Raw genomic sequence first — 18,743 nt, 5'->3', positions numbered from 1 at the left:
CCTTTGGGCGACTCGATCTCCCGTTTCGCGGCGGGAAGCGGCTCCACCGCAACCAAACCCAAACGGAGCCTGAAATGAGATCACCGCTATCCACGCCATATCCTGAATCCACACCAGTTACGCCAGACAGTTCTCCACCTATACCCGCATCAACCAGCAACCACCTTCCAGACCGGCTTTTAACCGTCGGCGTCTGCCCGGAGGGCAAACTCAAAACCCCTTGGATTCGGCTGCGTGGCAAGTGGCTGTTAGAAGCCGGCTTCACGCCCCAGACCCGCATTCGGGTGCAGGTGAGAAGAGGGTGCTTGTTCATCACCAGAGAGTAAAAAGTAGGGCGGATGAGCGCAGCGTTATCCGCCGTTTTGGATGCATCGAACGCAGGTGGTACATCCAACGGCGGAAGGCGCTGCGCTTTTCCGCCCTACGATTCCATTCGATTCGGCAAGCGATGCACCTGATACCGTTAACAGGCACTCGAAAATAGCGCAAACGAGCGACGTTTTGGGCCATGTGTCGAGGGCAAAAAAATCCGGCTCACTCGATAGTTTTTTCACGCTCTGTCATAGGGAAAATACGCGCATCGAGCACCGTCAAGGCAAGCCAAAACCGGCGACGCGCGAGCCGACATTCAAGCGCCTATTCGCGCATTTCCAACGACTGCGATTTGTTGCCGCATGGAATTTTTATGTGTAGTATTAAGTCCGACAAAAGAGCACGACCGTGCATTTATTGGAGGATGTTGACATGAAATTTCTACGTGAAATTGCAGTTGCTTCTGTTCTTTCTTTTGGTCTTACCGCGGGGCCGGTGCATGCCTCTTTCTTTCACTGGGGGCGGCCGCATCCCGCCGATGCCTACTCTCAAACCAAGTATCCGATCGTGCTGGTGCACGGCTTGTCCGGGACTTCCAAATACTTTGGCATTATCGATTATTGGTGGAAAATCCCCGAGGATTTGCGTGCTCAGGGCGCCACCGTGTACGTGGCCAATGTGGCCGCGTTTAACAGCGATGAGCAGCGCGGCGAAGCACTGGTGAAGCAGATCGCCGACGTCTTGGCGGCCACCGGGGCCAGCAAGGTGAATTTGATCGCGCATAGCCAGGGCGGCACGACTTCGCGCTATGCCGCCGCTGTCAGGCCGGAATGGGTCGCTTCGGTCACCACCATCAGCACCCCGCATAAGGGCACGCCGGTAGCGGATTATGTGGCAACGACGCCGGCGGTATTGAAAGACTTCCTGGCCGGCGGCGCGTCGATTGCGGGGGCGATCCTGGGGCTGTTCGTCGGCGATTCGCAGAAGCAGGATCCGCTGGCGGCATTGGCCGGCTTGACCACCAGCGGGGCGGCGGATTTCAACCGCCGTTTCCCAAGCGCCGGCTTGCCAGCCAATTGCGATAGCCAAGGTGCGTCTACCGAAGTCCGCAACGGCAATCGGCAAAAGCTCTATTCATGGGCCGGCAACCAGCCTGCCACCAACGTACTGGATGTCACCGATCCGATGATGGCGCTGGGCGGGATGATCATTCGCAATGCCGGCGGCGGCGGCAACGATGGTTTGGTGCCGGTGTGCAGCGCGCGTTTTGGCCAGGATCTGGGGCAGTACGGCTGGAACCACGTTGACGAGATCAATCACTTGTTCGGCTTGCGCGGCTTGTCCAGCGCTGATCCGGTGGTGACGATCCGGACCCATGCAAACCGTCTCAAATTGGCCGGTCTGTAATTGACATGGCGACTCCTGACAAGCAGTGGAAATGGACGGCTCTGACGGCTGCGGTCGGGAGCTTGCTCGCGGCGGCGTTGCTCTGGTTGCCACAACCGGAAGCGGCGCCGCCTGCGGCCAAGGCTGCGCTGTCACAGGCGGCAGTGGCGGATAGTGGTGTACCTGGAGGCCGGACGGATGCGGCCGATGCGCCGGCAGCGGAATCGGCCGACACCGAAGCGCCGGATGGGCTGCAAGTCGGCGCGGATCAGCATCTGGTCGTTAATCGCGCGCTGCATGACGTAATCGATTATTACCTGTTGGGCGGTCTTCCCGGATCGCAGGGCGAGCACGTGACCCGGCTGCACACGCATTTGAAGGGAAGTTTGCCGGCCCCGGCCTATGCCGATGCGCAGCGTCATGTCGCGGCTTACCTGTCCTATCTGGCCGCGCATGACGAATTGCTGGCGCGGCAGGCGCCGCCCGCGGTGAGTCCGGACAGCGTGATGGCGGCAGCGGATGCCGATCGCCTGGCTGCGTGGTTGACAGAACTGTCGCGGTTGCGGCAACAGATTCTTGGCGTCGAGGTGGCGAAAATATGGTTTGGCGAGGAGGAGGCTGAATCGCAGCAAATGCTGGCTGCGCTGCGCAGCGGTGCCGGCATGCCGGCCCATAAGGCTGAAAACAATCCCTTGCAAAAAGGTTCGGACGGTTTGCGCTTGCTGCGTGAGCAGGGCGCAACGCAACAGGCGCAGCGCGAATTGATGGCGCAGCAATTCGGGGAGGCGGCGGCGCAACGCTTCGATCGGCTGGAGCAGGAAGAACAAGCCTGGCAGCAGCGTTATGCCGGATATCGGCAGGCAGCGGATCGCATCCGGCAGCAGGTCGGCGCTGCGGAGGTGGATCGCGTGCGTCAGATCGACGCACTGCGAGTCCAGACTTTTTCGCTAGAGTCGGAGCGCTTGCGGGCGCAAGCGCTGGATGGGATGCCCCGCTGATCGCAACCCCTGGGCCTGGATCAAGCCTCGGTAGCGACGCTGTTGGCTGCGGCCGGAACCTCGTGATGTTCCGGCGCACCCTTGAAGAAACGCAGCGCCCGTTTGCCCCAATTATCCAGGTAGGTGTAGGCGACCGGCACCACCACCAAGGTCAGCAGGGTTGAGGTGATGATCCCGCCGATCACCGCGCGTCCCATCGGCGCCTGCATTTCACCACCGTCGCCGAGGCCCAGCGCCATCGGCAACATGCCGAAAATCATCGCCAGCGTGGTCATCAGGATCGGCCGCAAGCGGACCTGGCCGGCGGCCAGGATGGCATCGTATTGAGTACTGCCGTTGCGTTGCTCGCGATTGGTGAAATCGACCAGTAGAATCGCGTTTTTCGTGACCAATCCCATCAGCATGATGAAGCCGATGATGGAAAAAATATTCAGCGTGCTGCCGGTGACCAGCAAGGCCGTGAATACTCCGATCAATGAAAACGGCAGCGACGCCATGATCGCGATCGGTTGCAGGAAGCTGCCGAATTGCGAGGCCAGGATCAGGTAAATAAAGATCACGGCGATGCCCAGCGCGGTCAATGCTGCGCCAAACGACTCTTGCATCTCCTTGGTGTCGCCGCCGACATCGAAGCGATAACCGGGGGGCAGTTCGATCTTCTTCACCATTTCCTGCACTTCGTTGCCGACGTCGCCGGCTGGGCGTCCTTCGACGTTGGCGTAAATCCCGACCCGGCGTTGCAAGTCCTGGCGTTTGATTACGCGCGGGCTGGTCGACGGCAGGAATTCAACTACCTGGCGCAACGGCACCATGATCGGTTTGCCGTCGCTGTCGAGATTGCTGCTGGCCACCGACAGATCGCCCAGGTCGGCGATTTTCTGGCGTCCCGATTTCGGCAGCTGGACATTGATCTCATAGTTCTGACCGTCGGCGGCCAGCCAATGACCGTTGGCGTCGCCGGAAACAAACGGCCGCAGCGCCGCGCCGATTTGCTGCACCGACAGGCCGAGATCGCTGGCCAGGGCGTTGTTGACCTTGATGGTGATCGCCGGATTGGCTGCGGTGTAGCTGTTCTCCAGATCGGTGATGCCCTTGATGGCGCCGATTTTCTGCATGACCTGGTCCGCGACCCGGCTTAATTTGTCGACTTCGGGACCGAGAATCGCGACATAGATCGGCTTATTCCAGCCGACCGACAGTTCGATGCCGGGGATCGTTTTCAAACGATCGCGTATGACTTTTTCGATTTCCTTCTGGGATTTGCGATGGGTGATTTTTTTGTCGGTCAACTGCAGGTTCATCTCGGCGGTATTGCGGCCGTCGTCGGTGCCGACGGTGGTGCCGATGATGGCGATTTCGGGCAGCACCTTGAGCGCGTCTTCCACCTGGTGCATCTTGCTGTCGGTGTAGGCCAGGCTGGAGCCGACCGGGGTTTTGAGCTTGAGCGTGATGAAGCCGCGATCGACGTCAGGCTGGAATTCGGTGCCGATCAAGGGCACCAGGAAGAAACTGCCGATAAACAGCAACAGGGCGAGGGTGAGCGTGGTTTTGCGCCATGTCATGGCGCGCGCCAGGATGCGGCCGTAAATCGCATGCAGGCGGTCGATCACATGCTCGATGCTTTCCATGAAGCGCGCCAGCCAGGGCAGGCGTTTGAAGCGTCCTTCGGCCGGATCGGACCAGACCGAAGACAGCATCGGATCGAGCGTGAAGCTGACGAACAGCGACACCATGACCGACACCGTGACGGTGATGCCGAACTGTAAGAAGAAGCGGCCGATGACGCCTTTCATGAAGGCCACCGGCACGAACACGGCGACGATGGCGAAGGTGGTCGCCATCACCGCCAGGCCGATTTCCTGGGTGCCGTCGGCCGCCGCGGCGCGATGGCTTTTGCCCATGCCGAGATGGCGCACGATGTTTTCCCGGACCACGATCGCATCGTCGATCAGCAAGCCGATGCAGAGCGACAGCGCCATCAGGGTCATGAAGTTGAGCGTGAAGCCGCAGGCGTGCAAGGCGATGAAGCTGGCGATCACCGAGATCGGCAAGGTCAGGCCGGTAATGATCGTGCTGCGCCAGGAGTGCAGGAACAGGAACACGATCAAGACGGTCAATAGTGCGCCTTCCAGTATCGTTTCCTTGACCCGGTCCAGCGAGCTTTCCACGCGGTCGGAACGGGAATTGATGATTTTTATGTCGACGTCTTTCGGCAGCTGCCGCTCTTTCAGTTTTGCAATCGCGGCCTTGATGCCTTCGCCGACTTCGACGATATTGGCGTCCTGGATTTTTTCGATGTCGAGGCTGATCGCGCGTTCGCCGTTGATGCGCGAGATCGAGGATTCCTCGCGTTCGCCGTCGACCACCTCGGCCACCTGCTCCAGATATACCGGGCTGTTGGCGCGCCGCGCCACGATGATCTTGTCGAATTCGCGCGGGTCCTTCATCTTGCCTTCCAGTCGCACCAGCTGATCGGAAGCGCCGCGGGTGATGAGGCCGGCGGGCATGTCCTGGTTGGTGCTCTGGATCGCGTTCAGGACTTCGTCGACGCCGACCTTTTGCGCCAGCATTTGCTCCGGCTTCAGGTTGACCAGGATCTGACGGCTGACGTTGCCGCCCATGCGCACCTGGGCCACCCCGGGCACGCTTTGCAGGCGTTTGACGATGACTTGCTCGGTCAGGGTCGACAGGTCGCGCAGGCTATGTTCGCTGGCGGTGACGCTGAGCGAACTGACCGGCTGGCTGTTCTGAGTATCGCCGCGGATGATGAAAGGATCTTTGGCGTCCTTCGGCATGCCGGGCCGGATCTGGGCGATTTTGTCGCGCACTTCCTGCAGGGCGCGATCGATGTTGGTCGACAGTTCGAGCTGGATGAAGGTGTCGCTGCGTCCTTCATAGGTGCTGGAAATGATGGACTTGATGCCGCTGACGGCGTTCACCGCATCTTCGATCGGCTTGGTGATGTCGTTTTCCACCGCTTCCGGCGACGCGCCCGGATAACGCATCTGGACCATGAGCACGGGGATGGTTACTTCCGGCATTTCTTCCAGGCCCAGTTCCTGGTACGAAAACAGGCCGAGCACCAGCAGCGCCACCATGACCATGGTGGCGAAGACCGGATGATTGATACTGGTTTTGGTGATCCACATGGCTTAACTCTTCTGGCTGGAAGCCGCTGGCTGCTGGACCGGTGCGGTCGGCATTTTGACTGCGCTGCCGGGTTTGACGCCGTCCAGTTTGACCACGATGACGTGCGCGCCTTTGGCCAGGCCGGCGGTCACTTCCGCCATGTTTTCATCCTCGTTGCGCAGGCCCAGCTTGACCGCTTGCGCGACGACCTGGTTGTTTTCGATTTTGTAGACGACATCGGCGCCGTTTTCGCGGCGCAGCGCGGTCAACGGCACCAATGGCGTCACCGCTGATTTTTGCAGCGTGATGGTGCCCTTGGCGAACATGCCGCCTTTCAGCGCGCCGTCGGCGTTGTCGACTGCGATATAGACCTTGATGGTGCGCGACCCGGTTTCTGTGGTCGGATTGATGCGGTTCACTTTGCCGGAGAAATTGCGGCCTTGAAAACCATCCACCAGGAAGCTGACTTCCTGCCCCGGTCTGATATGCGGAATCTCGCTGGCCGGCACCTGCGCTTCCAGGGTCAGCTGGCTCAGGTCCATGATGCAGAACAGCGGCGAGTCGAGCGATACCTTGTCCCCGGTTTGAATATTGCGCTTGCTGACAATGCCGGCGATCGGCGCATGGATGACGGCGTCGTCCATTGCGCGCTGGGCGATGTCCAGTTGCGACGAGGCCGATTTGACCGCGGCTTCGGCCAGTTCGACGCTGTTGTGCGCGGTATCGAAAGCGTTTTGCGAAATGTATTTTTGCTTCAGCAGCATCTGGTTGATGTCGTGGTTCTTGTTGGCCAGAGTCAGCTTGGCTTTGGCCTCGTCCAGCGCCGCCTGTTGCGTCGCCCGGCGCGCCTGCAAATCAGCCGTGTCTAGCCGCGCCAGCACCTGACCGCGGCTGACTGCCATCCCTTCCTGGATCAGGGTTTCGCGCACCTCGGCGGCGACTTTGGCTTTGACCGTGGCTTGCACCAGCGGCATCAGCGAGCCCGAGATCGGCAAGGTGAGGTGCAGTTCTCTGGCGTCGATCAGCGCGACATCGTTGGCGGCCAATTCGAACACGCCCGCTTTCGGCGCCGCTGGCTTGGCGGCGGCGGTCTCCTTGGCCGCGCTGCTTTTCGAACGCATCGCCATCCAGCCGCCGCCCGCAACAACGATTAATAACAAGGCTGCAAGCGGCTTGCGCCAGCGGCGGCGACGGTGCGAGGAAGCGGGGGAGGGAACTGGTGCGATTTCTTTTGTCATGGCTTGGCAGAGGGATGTCACAAATCAAGGAAAAATGCAGTGCCATATTATGTATGAACTGGCCGCGTTTTTATTGATGTTTAGAAATGTTTTTGATGTGCGGGAATGCACTACGGAATGCACCAAAATGTGGCGTCGACGATCGCGCATTGTGCATTTTCAGGGCGCGTTGCAACCCGGTTGCATTTTGCTTGCCGTTAATAGTCGATCGCGATTACACTCCGGGGCTGATTAGCGCGCGTTTTATTTTTCCGGATCAACCCGAAGCACAATGAGCAGCCAGCCAATACGATCAATCCAGTTGCCGCATCTGCCGTGTGCAGGGCGGGGGATCGTTCATGGCGGCAAATTTGCGGCTGAAGCGGACGCGCCATGCAACTGATCGCCGAAGACCATTTCAGCGACCGGCGCAAGCGCCGCTTGCGCTTTTATCAGGTAGCGCTCTGGCTGGCGATGGCCATCCTGGTGCTGCAACTGGTCGGCACCGCCTTCCATAAGCATGCGCTATCCGAAACATCTTCCGATTGCATCAGTTGCAACCTGGCGAGCAGTTTTCCTTCCGCAGTACCTTCAGTGTCGATGCCGGCTTTGGCGCCGCTGCTGGTATTTGCCTATCGCTCGGCACTGCAACCGGCTTATTTATTTGTCCCCGGGCAAAACAACTACCTGCTCCCATACTCCCAGCCCCCGCCGCGTGTTTTCTCTGCTGCTTGACTCTCCCGTTTTAATTATTTAGTCGACCAAAGACAGGCTCGAAGCCGTCTTTGTGTTTGTTCGCCTTATCGGAGTTTGAGAATGAAAACACGTTTGTTGCGGCTAAGCGCCATGATTGCGCTTGCCTATGGCTTTGTCATCCCTGGCGCTTATGCGGAAGATGCGCCGATAGATACCACCGGAGCGAAGCCGGATGCTGCCGTTGAACTGAGCAATAGCCAGAAACTGGTGGTCACCGCACAGCGCCTGGATCGCGCCAGGAACGGCATTTCGGTGGAAACCGGCAGCAGCATCTATCGCATAGGGCGCAAGGACATTGCCGCCATGCCGCTGGGAGAGGACACCTCGTTTAACCAGGTGTTGTTGCGGGCGCCCGGGGTGGCGCAGGATTCGTTCGGCCAGCTGCATGTGCGCGGCGACCATGCCAACCTGCAATACCGCCTCAACGGCATCATTCTGCCGGAAAGCATTTCCGGCTTCGGGCAAACCCTGGATACCCGTTTTGTCGATAACGTCAGTGTCCTGACCGGGGCTTTGCCAGCGCAATACGGCTATCGGACCGCCGGCGTAGTCGATATCCATACCAAGACCGGCGAGCTGGCCAACGGCGGCAATATCGGCGTGCAGATCGGCAGCAACAATACGCGCGAGATCAGCGGCGACGTCAGCGGCAGCAAAGATGCGTTCAGTTACTATTTCAACGGCTCTTTCCAGAGCAACAATCTGGGCATTGAAAACCCGACCGGCGCTTCCACCGCCTTGCATGACCGCGCGTTGCAAAGCAAGGCATTCGGTTACTTTTCATATCTGTTGGACGCCGACACCAGAGTCAGTCTGATCCTGGGTAATTCGGACGGACGTTTCCAGATTCCGAACCAACCCGGCCAGACCCCGGGTTTCCAGCTGGATGGCGTGACCGACTTCCCGTCGGCCAATCTGAATGAACGCCAGCGCGAGACCAATCGCTACGGCATCCTGGCTTTGCAGGGCAGCATCGGCACCGATTTCGATTATCAGCTGGCTGCATTCAGCCGCTATACCAAGGTCTTGTTCGAACCCGACCCGGTCGGCGATCTGCTCTACACCGGAGTCGCCTCGCGCGTGCTGCGCACCGGCCTGGCGAATGGCTTGCAGGCGGACGGCAGCTACCGGCTCAATCACAACCACACCGTGCGCGTCGGGCTAACTTACACCCGTGAAAACCTGAAAAACAGCAACGATTCGCTGACGTTCACTGCCGATGCCAGAGGCAACCAGCTCGCCACCCAGCCGTTCGAGATCGCCGACAGCAGCCGCAAGACCACCAACCAGACCGGCGTGTATTTACAGGATGAATGGAAGCTGAGCGACAAACTGACCGTCAACTACGGTGCGCGCGCCGACTGGGTCAATGCTTATGTCAGCGCCAGCCAGTTTAGTCCGAGGATAGGCGTGGTATATCAGATGACGCCGCAGACCACGTTTCACGCCGGTTACGCCAAATACTTCACGCCGCCGGCCAGCGAGTTGGTCGGCGCCAATACCATCGCCAGCTTCGACGGCACCACCAATGCCTCGCCCAGCAGCCGCAACGATCCGGTGCAAGCCGAGAGCGCCGATTATTTCGACCTCGGGGTTAACCACGAACTGGCGCCGCATCTGACGCTGGGACTGGATGGCTATTACAAGAAGGTGAAAAACCTGCTGGACGAAGGGCAGTTCGGTTCGGCGCTGTTGTTCACGCCGTTTAACTACGCGCAGGGCAAGGTCTATGGCCTTGAGCTGACCTTGAACTACCGCAAGGACAATTTATCCGCCTACCTGAACCTGGCCCGTTCCACCGCGCTCGGCAAAAACATCGTGTCCAGCCAGTACAACTTCAGCCAGGACAAGCTCGACTATATCTCCGACCATTGGGTGCATCTGGATCACGACCAGAGCCTGAGCGCATCGACCGGGATCTCCTATCTGTGGCAGGGCACGACATGGAGCGCCGATGCCATTTTCGGCAGCGGCTTGCGCCGCGGCTTTGCCAATACCGAGCATTTGCCTGCTTATACCGAAGTGAACCTGGGAGCCAGCCATGTTTTCAACGAAACCCCGGTCGGCAAATTGACCACGCGTTTGAGCGTGATCAATCTGTTCGACAAGGTGTATGAAATCCGGGACGGCTCGGGGATTGGCGTCGGCGCACCGCAGTTTGGGCAGCGCCGTGGGTTTTATCTCGCCATGACCAAATCGTTTTGATGGATTGAAAGGCGGGGAGCTGGCTCCCCGCTGGACGCAATGCCCCCGACACCGCACCTGGTTAGTAGGCGCGATGTTGGGAGCATCGGCAATTACTCGTCGGAGTCTGGCGAGTTGTCTGGTACAACCCGCGTCCATCCCGACGGGCAATATTGGACGTCCGGGTAATAACCAGCCGGGTCGGTGCAGTAAAAGGTGTAACCGGAACCCGGTTCCACATACATCATCGGCAATTCCCCGTAGATGTAAGTCGGGTAATGGTAATAGCCTGGCCAGAAGAATGGATCGACGATAAAGACTCTGCCACGCCCATGAAAATCGTGGAACCTGCCATGGAAATGGTTCTGTCCAGGATGCGCCTGCATGGCGCCCGCATTGCCATGAAAGCCACCCGCATTGCCATGAAAAGTGCCTACTGAATTCACGCGAAAGCCGCCAGATCTATTGCCGTGGAAGCTGCCCATTGAATTCCCATGAAAACTGCCCACGGAATTTCCGCGGCCGCCATGGAAGTTGCCCCCGGAATTGCCGTGGAAGCCGCCTCCGGAATTGCCATGAAAACCCCCGCCATCGTTCGCCCAAGCTAACTCAGTACCCGCCGACAATATCAGCGCGACTGCTGCACACCATAAAAACATCAGCTTTTTCATATAACGCCTACTACTTCCTGCGCCACTCAATCAATTAATTATTTGCCTCCCGCTTTCACTCTAGTCAATGCCATCCAAACGACCAATACAAATCAGTAATGCCTGCAACAAGTTGTATCTGTATTCAGGGCACCTCGAAAAACCTACTGCAGGGTTTGGCAAGCCCGCCAATCTCGGGCCTGTGATGCTCACCCGCTCCGTACGGCTGCAGGTGTTGCAACTTCGTCGCCCCGACCTTGGGCCGCTCGCTACGGTTTTTCGAGGTGCCCTTTAGAAGAGATGGCAGAAAACAAGGCCAAGCGGCACAAATCCCATAATGCGGAATTATTATTTCGCAATATGAAATTGGCGTGTGCAGAGCACCATTTGGATTTTTCATTTGTAGAAATTTTATTCCGCATCGCGAAAATTGATTGTTAACACGTTGATTTATAAGGAAATAAAAATACTTATATGTCTTATATAAGACATTGCTGCCACGCACAGATGCGCCTACTATTTAGTCATTGATTTTGATTTTGCTTGATGACTTTTACAGGAGAACGACGATGACAACACGTGAACAGCAAGTAGCAGCATTGGCCAAGGACTGGGCTGAGAATCCGCGCTGGAAGGGCGTTACCCGCAATTATTCGGCGGAAGACGTGGTGCGTCTGCGTGGCTCGGTACAGATCGAGCACACCCTGGCCAAGCGCGGCGCTGAAAAATTGTGGAACCTGGTGAATAACGAGCCATTCGTCAACGCGCTCGGCGCCTTGACCGGCAATCAGGCGATGCAGCAAGTCAAAGCGGGTTTGAAGGCGATTTACCTGTCCGGCTGGCAAGTCGCCGGCGACGCCAACCTGGCCGGTGAAATGTATCCTGACCAATCGCTGTACCCAGCCAACTCGGTGCCGATGGTGGTCAAGCGCATCAACAACACATTCCAGCGCGCCGACCAGATTCAATGGTCGGAAGGCAAAAACGATATCGACTTTTTCGCACCGATCGTAGCCGATGCGGAAGCCGGTTTCGGCGGCGTGCTGAACGCCTACGAATTGATGAAGTCGATGATCGACGCCGGCGCTGCCGGGGTGCACTTCGAAGATCAACTGGCCTCCGTCAAGAAGTGCGGCCACATGGGCGGCAAGGTGCTGGTGCCGAGCCGCGAAGCGGTCGAAAAATTGAACGCTGCGCGTCTGGCGGCCGACGTTTCCGGCACCTCGACCCTGGTGATTGCGCGTACCGACGCGGAAGCCGCCGATTTGCTGACTTCGGACGTGGACGACAACGACAAGCCGTTCCTGACCGGCGAACGCACCGTCGAAGGCTTCTTTAAAACCCGTCCCGGCATCGACCAGGCGATCTCGCGCGCGCTGGCTTACTCGCCGTATGCGGATCTGGTGTGGTGTGAAACCGGCAAGCCGGACCTGGCTTTCGCCAAGAAATTCGCGGAAGCGGTGCACGCCAAGTTCCCGGGAAAAATGCTGGCGTACAACTGCTCGCCGTCGTTCAACTGGAAGAAGAACCTGGACGATGCCACCATCGCCAAATTCCAGAAGGAACTGGGCGCCATGGGTTACAAGTTCCAGTTCATCACGCTGGCGGGTTTCCACGCATTGAACTACTCGATGTTCAATCTGGCGCACGGCTATGCACGCAACCAGATGTCGGCTTTCGTCGAATTGCAGGAAGCGGAATTCGCCGCGGCGGACAAGGGCTTTACCGCCGTCAAGCACCAGCGCGAAGTCGGCACCGGTTATTTCGATGCGGTGACCCAGGCGATCCAGCAAGGCCAGTCGTCGACCACCGCTTTGCACGGTTCGACCGAAGATGAACAGTTCTTCGAACCGAAAGTTGCTTAATTCCGCGATGTAAAGTTACCCGAATGCCGGGCGACCGGCAGACGATTGTTGTTATCTCTTCAGTCGTATTGTTAGAAGGCCGCATCCCACAAGGATGCGGCTTTTTAAATTTTAGAGGCGCGCTTAAAGCGGATTCTGTAAAGGTGAAATCGTGCTGGACGCAATGCGTCCATCCCGGATCTCGAATATTGCATCGCCCAGTAATTCGACATCGGCCGGGTCGTGCGTGATGACCATCATCGGTACGTCCAATTGCTGTTGCAGCTCGCTCAGCTCGTGCCGCATGCGTTCGCGCAAGCTGTGATCGAGCGCGGAAAACGGTTCGTCCAGCAGCAAGATATCGGGCTCCAGCACCAGCGCCCGGGCCAGCGCGACGCGCTGGCGCTGGCCGCCGGAAAGCTGGTGCGGATAGCTGTTGGCGGTGGCGCTCAGCTCGAATGCGGTCAGCCATTTTTGTACCGCCGGATGCGCCAGCGGGCGACGCAGGTTGAAGCTGCCGGAGCGCAAGCCGAAAGCGACGTTGTGCGCCACGGTCAGGTGCGGGAACAGCGCGTAATCCTGGAATAGATAGGCGACCCTGCGCTGCTGCGGCGGCAGGCAGATGCCGGCATCGCGGTCGAACAGCGAGCGCTGCTTGAGCCGGATCAGGCCTTGGTCCGGGGTCAGCAAACCGGCAATGGCTTGCAAGGTCAGGCTCTTGCCGGCGCCGGACGGGCCGTACAGGACCACCCGGTTACAATCGGTGCGCAAGGCGATATCGAGATCGAAGCTGCGCTCCTCAGCCTGTAAATGCGTGCGGATCCGGATTTCGATGCTCATCAGGCGGCCTTCATGGATGTCGGGTGCGCTGGCTTTTCGGCACCAGGCGGCCGGCGGCCAGCAAGACGATGATGCAGGTCACTGAAGTGATCAGCACCAGCAGGGTGGCGGTGTGGTCGTCGCCGGCTTGCACCGCCTCGTAAATCGCAACCGACAGGGTCTGGGTGCGCCCCGGCAGATTGCCGGCGACCATCAGCGTGGCGCCGAACTCGCCGAGCGCGCGGGCGAATGCCAGCAGAACGCCGGCGGCAATCCCTTTCGAGGCCAGCGGCAATGTCACGCGGAAAAACACGCCGAACTCCGACACGCCCAGCACGCGGGCCGCGCTTTCCAGCTGCGGATTGACGTTGTCAAAAGCGGCGCGGGCCGATTTCAGCACCAGCGGGAAGGCGACGATGGTGGAGGCGATGACCGCTCCCTGCCAGGTAAATATCAACTGGATATCCCACTTCGCCAGCCACGCGCCGAACACACCGTGCTGGCCCAGCAGCACCAGCAGGTAGTAGCCGAGCACGGTCGGCGGCAGCACCAGCGGCAGGGTCAGGATCGCATCCAGCAGGTCGCGCGCCGGCGAGCGCCAGCGCGTCAGGCCGTAGGCGACGCTGACGCCGAGCAGCAAATTGAGCAGGGTGGCCCAGCCGGCGACTTTCAGCGATAGCGCGAGCGGGACCCAGACGCTGCCGAGGTTGCCGATGGAGATCATTAATTTTGCGTGATCAAGGCTTCAGGAAACCGTAGCGCGCCAATGTCGCCTGTCCTGCCGGCGATAGCACGTAGTTGACGAATTTTGCGGCGGCGTCGTTTTGCCGGGTATGGCTGGTCACGGCAATCGGGTAGGTGACCGGGGTTGGCGACGGCACCTGTAACACCACGCTGACCTTGTCCGGCATCACTGCGGCATCGGTCGAAAAGACGAAGCCGGCATCGACTTCGCCGCGCGCCACGTAGTCCAGGCTCTGGCGCACGTTCTGCGCCGGGATGCCTTTGGCCGCGACCGCGTCCCACAATTTTTCGTGCTCCAGTGCGGCCTTGGTGTAGCGCCCGACCGGCACCGACGCCGGATTGCCGTAGGCGATGCGTTTGACCGCCGGCTGCGTCAGGTCGCTCAGTTGGTGCAGCTTCAGCTTGCTATCGGCGGGCACGATCAGGACCAGCTGGTTGTTGGCGAAATTTTTGCGGCTGGCCGGCTGCACGGCTTTTTCGGCTTCCGCCTTGTTCATCGCTTCCTGGTCGGCCGAGGCAAACACATCCGCCGGCGCGCCCTTGAGGATTTGCTGCAGCAATACGTCCGACGCGGCAAAGTTCAGGATCACCTTGGTATCGGGATTTTGCGCTTCGAAAGCTTGCCCCAGGTCCTTGAAGGCGTTGGTCAGGCTGGACGCGGCGGACACCACCAGGTCGGCAGCGTGCGCCGATGGCAGGCCGCACAGGATGGCGCTAGCCAGGATGAGACGTTTAAAACCGATCAACATTGCGGTGCTCCTGAGCCGAATTTGGACAACGGAATATAGGGCAGGATATAACGATAGTCAATTGGACTCCCGGCGCTGGTTGCCAGGCATGCGGGGCGCGTAGGATGCGGTTGAGCCGTAGGCGAAGCCCAACGTTTGGTCGTGATTAACGAAACGTTGGGCTTTCCAGCCCAACCTACGCTCCTGATGCGTGGTCATTAAAGAATTGAACAGCGCAGAGACGGCGAAAATAGTGTTTGAACTTCAATAAAATCTACGCTATCGTCCTTACGTCGTGAGAAAGAGCGACCTGGTGTAAGAGCCAGTATTTAGAGTTACCGGGCAGGCAGCCGCTCCCGGGCGGTTTTTTTTCGCCTGCCCCTATCAATGTGCGCCTTCTATGGCGGGCCTTGGTAGGGAGGGCTTCGGCCCTGCCGGTTCACTGGTAACTCTCCCGGTCTCTTACCCCTGCTTTGTGCCCGCCTCCTTCGTCAGCCGATGAAGGGCGGAAAATCTACCGCAAAAGGAGACCGCATGAGCTACGCAAACAAGCCAGACCAAACAGGCAAATGCACTTCATCCACGCAAGACAGTTCCATCTCCACATCCACCGGCAACAACCTGCCGGACCGGCATTTGACCGTCGGCGTGTGTCCGGAAGGTAAGCTCAGAACTCCTTGGATTCGGCTGCGCGGCAGATGGTTGTTGGCAGCAGGCTTCACGCCCCAGACCCCGATCCGGGTGCAGGTGAGGCGAGGCTGCTTGTTCATTACCAGAGAGTAGGGCGGATGAGCGCAGCGTTATCCGCCGATGGATGTGCCGCATATGGTTGACGCATCCAGAGCGGCGGAAGGCGCTGCGCTTTTCCGCCCTACGTTCTGTCGACGCCGAATCGTGCAAGTAGGGCGGATGAGCGTAGCGTTATCCGCCGTCGGATGTGCCACAAGTGTTTGACGCATCCAAAACGGCGGAATGCGCTACGCTTTTCCGCCCTACAATTCGTCATTCTCGAAAATTATCCCTCCATGCGCATACGAACCACTCTTCTCCGCTACCGGATTCGCCTGCAGCGCCTGCTGCGCTTTTCCGAAAGTCATTCGATGTTGCTATGGGCGGCGGTGGTCGGCCTGCTGGGGGCGTTGGCGACCCTGTTGTTCCGTGAATGCATTGCCGGACTGCAGTTGCTGTTGAGCGGCCATAGCGGCAGCTTTGTGGCGATGGCCAAAGGCTTGCCATGGCAGATGCGGGTGCTGTTGCCGACCGCAGGCGGCGTGCTGGCGGGAGCGATTCTGCTGTGGTCGAAGCGCATGCCTGCCGCCGCCGCTTCGGATTACATGGAGGCGGTGGCGATCGGCGACGGCCATATCCCGGTGCGGCACAGCCTGCTGCGCAGCTTGTCGTCGCTGGCGACGATTGCCTCCGGCGGCTCGATCGGGCGCGAAGGTTCGATGGTGCAGTTGGCGGCGCTGGCGGCCTCGCTGGTCGGCCGCTTTACCCATTTCAGCCCGTCCCGTCTGCGGCTGCTGGTCGCCTGCGGTGCGGCGGCGGGGATTACTTCGGCGTATAACGCGCCGATTGCCGGTGCTTTTTTTGTGACCGAAATCGTGCTGGGCGCGATTGTGATGGAAAGTTTCGGGCCGGTGGTGGTGGCCTCGGTGGTCGCCAATATCGCCATGCGCGAGTTGCCGGGCTATCGGCCGACCTACGAAATGCCGCCGTTCCCGCCGATTGCCGGGCCCGAGGTGTTGTGGTTTGTGCTGCTGGGCATCCTGGCCGGGATCGCCGCGCCGCAGTTCCTGCACTTGCTGGCGTTTTCCAAACGGCAGTTCAAAAAAACCGGACTGCCGCTGCCGTTGCGGCTGGGGCTGGGCGGTTTGTTGCTGGGGGTGATCTCGGTGTGGGTGCCGGAGGTGTGGGGCAACGGCTACAGCGTCGTGAATTCGCTGCTGCACACGCCCTGGCTGTGGTGGAGCGTGTTGCTGGTGCTGGCGCTGAAGGTGACGGCAACCGCGCTGACCACCGGCTCCGGTGCAGTCGGCGGCATTTTTACGCCGACGCTGTTTGTCGGCGCCGCCATCGGCTGCCTGTTCGGACAGGTGCTGCAGGGGATCTGGCCGGGTGCGATCTCGGCCCCGTTTGCCTATGCGATGGTGGGCATGGGGGCGTTTCTGGCGGCGGCGACCAGCGCGCCGCTGATGGCGATTTTGATGATTTTCGAGATGACGCTGAGTTATCAGGTGGTGTTGCCGCTGATGCTGTCTTGCGTGGTGGCGTATTTTGTCGCCCGCAGCCTGGATGGCGCCTCGATGTACGAGATCACCATCAAGCGCAATCGCGATGCGCAGGAGCGGATCCGGCTGCGCGGCATCCACATGAGCGAGCTGATCCGGCCGGCCGAAACGGTACTGAATATCAGTGCGCCGTTCGCCGAGATCAGCCGCCTGTTCCTGAAATACCCGGTCAAATACATTTACATCGTCGACCAGCACAATCGTTATTGCGGGGTGGTGGCGCTGCAGGACATTACCTCCTGCCTGCTGGACAAGACCGACACCGAAAACCGGCTGGCAGCGGATTTTTTGCGCAAGGATTTCCTGCAGGTGGTGACGCCGGGGATGTCGCTGGGCGAGGCCTTGCAGTCGTTCCTCGAACATCAGGGCGAACGCCTGCCGGTGGTGCGCAGCCTCGCCGATCCGGAGTTGCTGGGGGCGGTCTACAAGACTTCGCTGCTGGATGCGTATTTCCGCCTGGATCGTTCGCATGAGGCAGGCGTTCAGAGGTGAAGTTATTGCCGATCTGGCAGCGGTTTTCATCGATATGCGCCATCCGTTGCCTGGAATTGTTAAAATGCGGGTCTTCTTCCATTGCGAAGCGGGATCTGCCCCCTCAGCCGCCTGTTCGCAACGGACCTTATCCATTCTGCATCCGCCACGCACGCGCTCGTAGCTATCGCTGCTAACCGAGCTGTTGATGTAGAGTGTGGAATCACCCTTCACCACGATAGAGTTTCTTATGTTGAGTTACCGCCACGCCTTCCACGCAGGCAATCATGCCGACGTGCTGAAGCACCTTGTGACCATCCAATTGCTGCGTTACCTCGGCCAGAAGGACACCTCCTACATGGTGATCGACACCCACGCCGGGGCCGGCGTGTATGCGCTCGACGGCGGCTATGCGGCGAAAAACGCCGAGTACGAAAGCGGCATCAGCCGGCTTTGGGATCGCAAGGATTTGCCGCCGGCGATTGCCGACTATGTGCAGGTGGTGCGCGAGCTGAACCCTGACGGCAAGCTGCGCTACTACCCCGGTTCGCCGTATTGCGCCGATGCGACGATGCGTGAGCAAGACCGTTTGCGCTTGTTTGAACTGCATCCGAGCGACGGCAAGATCCTGACCGACAATTTCCGCCGGCTCGAAGCCCAGCGCGAACGCAGCAACAGCCGCGGCAAGCGCGTGATGATCCAGCAGGGCGACGGCTTTGTCGGCCTGAAGGCGCTGTTGCCGCCGCCGTCGCGGCGCGGCCTGGTGCTGATCGACCCGCCTTACGAGGTCAAGGAGGATTATCAGCACGTCAAAAAAACCCTGGAAGATGCGCTGATCCGCTTCTCCACCGGCACCTACGCCGTCTGGTATCCGGTGCTGAACCGGATGGAATCGCGCCAGTTGCCGGACAAGCTGAAGCGCATGAAGGCCAACGGCTGGCTGAATGTGACGCTGACCGTCAAGACGCCGTCGCCGGACGGTTTCGGTCTGCATAGCAGCGGCATGTTTGTGATCAATCCGCCGTGGACCCTGGAGCCGCTGCTGAAAGAGTTGATGCCGTATCTGGTGAAGACACTCGGCACCGATAGCGGCGCCGGCTTTACGCTGGAGTCGGGGCAAACCGCCGCGGTCAATACCGGCACCCGGCGGGTGTAACAGGGCAGTCATCCTGCGCCGCAGAAAAAGAAAAGCGACCGTGAACGGTCGCTTTTTC

At 59.5% G+C, this 18,743-nt stretch carries 15 protein-coding genes; 9 read left to right on the top strand and 6 right to left on the bottom strand.

What is annotated here, in order from left to right; translation table 11 throughout:
* Positions 1-74 precede the first annotated feature (74 nt).
* The 3 genes from ACFPM8_RS10330 to ACFPM8_RS10320 all read left to right on the top strand — a co-directional run bounded on the left by ACFPM8_RS10330 (position 75) and on the right by ACFPM8_RS10320 (position 2,696).
* Complete coding sequence (locus tag ACFPM8_RS10330) at positions 75-326, top strand: SymE family type I addiction module toxin (RefSeq protein ID WP_378997455.1); 252 nt, start codon at positions 75-77, stop codon at positions 324-326.
* A gap of 418 nt (positions 327-744) precedes the next feature.
* The gene (locus ACFPM8_RS10325) at positions 745-1,719 is read left to right on the top strand and encodes an esterase/lipase family protein (RefSeq protein WP_378997423.1); all 975 of its coding nucleotides are present in this window, start codon (positions 745-747) and stop codon (positions 1,717-1,719) included.
* Positions 1,720-1,724: 5 nt separating this feature from the next.
* Positions 1,725-2,696, top strand: a complete 972-nt coding sequence (locus ACFPM8_RS10320; protein WP_378997422.1) for a lipase secretion chaperone — start codon at positions 1,725-1,727, stop codon at positions 2,694-2,696.
* Between the two features lie 20 nt (positions 2,697-2,716).
* Here the strand turns inward: ACFPM8_RS10320 and ACFPM8_RS10315 are convergent, their stop codons facing one another.
* Together ACFPM8_RS10315 and ACFPM8_RS10310 are read right to left on the bottom strand one after the other, a co-directional pair.
* Complete coding sequence (locus tag ACFPM8_RS10315) at positions 2,717-5,845, bottom strand: efflux RND transporter permease subunit (protein WP_378997421.1); 3,129 nt, start codon at positions 5,843-5,845, stop codon at positions 2,717-2,719.
* Positions 5,846-5,848: 3 nt separating this feature from the next.
* Complete coding sequence (locus ACFPM8_RS10310; RefSeq protein WP_378997420.1) at positions 5,849-7,063, bottom strand: efflux RND transporter periplasmic adaptor subunit; 1,215 nt, start codon at positions 7,061-7,063, stop codon at positions 5,849-5,851.
* Between the two features lie 372 nt (positions 7,064-7,435).
* Between ACFPM8_RS10310 and ACFPM8_RS10305 the strand changes: the two genes are divergently transcribed.
* Together ACFPM8_RS10305 and ACFPM8_RS10300 are read left to right on the top strand one after the other, a co-directional pair.
* Entirely contained in the window at positions 7,436-7,777 is a 342-nt protein-coding gene (locus ACFPM8_RS10305; protein WP_378997419.1) for a hypothetical protein, read from the top strand.
* Between the two features lie 81 nt (positions 7,778-7,858).
* Positions 7,859-10,003, top strand: coding sequence for a TonB-dependent receptor (locus ACFPM8_RS10300; RefSeq protein ID WP_378997418.1), 2,145 nt, complete (start codon positions 7,859-7,861; stop codon positions 10,001-10,003).
* Between the two features lie 92 nt (positions 10,004-10,095).
* On the opposite strand, the gene ACFPM8_RS10295 is transcribed toward ACFPM8_RS10300, so the two are convergent.
* Positions 10,096-10,653: a hypothetical protein gene (locus ACFPM8_RS10295; protein ID WP_378997417.1), complete on the bottom strand. Its 558-nt coding sequence runs from the start codon at positions 10,651-10,653 to the stop codon at positions 10,096-10,098.
* A gap of 548 nt (positions 10,654-11,201) precedes the next feature.
* Between ACFPM8_RS10295 and aceA the strand changes: the two genes are divergently transcribed.
* Positions 11,202-12,497, top strand: coding sequence for an isocitrate lyase (aceA, locus tag ACFPM8_RS10290; protein ID WP_378997416.1), 1,296 nt, complete (start codon positions 11,202-11,204; stop codon positions 12,495-12,497).
* 123 nt (positions 12,498-12,620) lie between these two features.
* Here aceA and ACFPM8_RS10285 read toward each other — a convergent pair whose 3' ends face one another.
* Genes ACFPM8_RS10285 through modA form a run of 3 tightly spaced genes read right to left on the bottom strand, consistent with a single transcriptional unit; the run spans position 12,621 to position 14,788 of the window.
* Positions 12,621-13,316 carry an ABC transporter ATP-binding protein gene (locus ACFPM8_RS10285; RefSeq protein ID WP_378997415.1) on the bottom strand — a complete coding sequence of 232 codons (696 nt, stop codon included), beginning with the start codon at positions 13,314-13,316 and terminating at the stop codon, positions 12,621-12,623.
* Between the two features lie 10 nt (positions 13,317-13,326).
* On the bottom strand, positions 13,327-14,019 hold the full coding sequence (gene modB / locus ACFPM8_RS10280; RefSeq protein ID WP_378997414.1) for a molybdate ABC transporter permease subunit: 693 nt from the start codon (positions 14,017-14,019) through the stop codon (positions 13,327-13,329).
* 13 nt (positions 14,020-14,032) lie between these two features.
* Complete coding sequence (gene modA / locus ACFPM8_RS10275; protein ID WP_378997413.1) at positions 14,033-14,788, bottom strand: molybdate ABC transporter substrate-binding protein; 756 nt, start codon at positions 14,786-14,788, stop codon at positions 14,033-14,035.
* A 477-nt stretch (positions 14,789-15,265) separates the two neighbouring features.
* Here modA and ACFPM8_RS10270 point away from each other — a divergent pair, with 477 nt between their 5' ends.
* From ACFPM8_RS10270 to ACFPM8_RS10260, 3 genes are all read left to right on the top strand, one after another.
* On the top strand, positions 15,266-15,550 hold the full coding sequence (locus ACFPM8_RS10270; protein WP_378997412.1) for a SymE family type I addiction module toxin: 285 nt from the start codon (positions 15,266-15,268) through the stop codon (positions 15,548-15,550).
* Positions 15,551-15,792: 242 nt separating this feature from the next.
* Positions 15,793-17,550, top strand: coding sequence for a ClcB-like voltage-gated chloride channel protein (locus ACFPM8_RS10265; RefSeq protein ID WP_378997410.1), 1,758 nt, complete (start codon positions 15,793-15,795; stop codon positions 17,548-17,550).
* A gap of 229 nt (positions 17,551-17,779) precedes the next feature.
* Positions 17,780-18,685 (top strand): 23S rRNA (adenine(2030)-N(6))-methyltransferase RlmJ, encoded by a 906-nt coding sequence (locus tag ACFPM8_RS10260; RefSeq protein ID WP_378997409.1) that lies wholly within the window; start codon positions 17,780-17,782, stop codon positions 18,683-18,685.
* Positions 18,686-18,743: the final 58 nt, after the last annotated feature.

This window comes from Paraherbaspirillum soli, from assembly GCF_042654985.1.
Taxonomy (GTDB): domain Bacteria; phylum Pseudomonadota; class Gammaproteobacteria; order Burkholderiales; family Burkholderiaceae_D; genus Paraherbaspirillum; species Paraherbaspirillum soli.
This window is presented reverse-complemented; position numbering and strand designations above follow the sequence as displayed.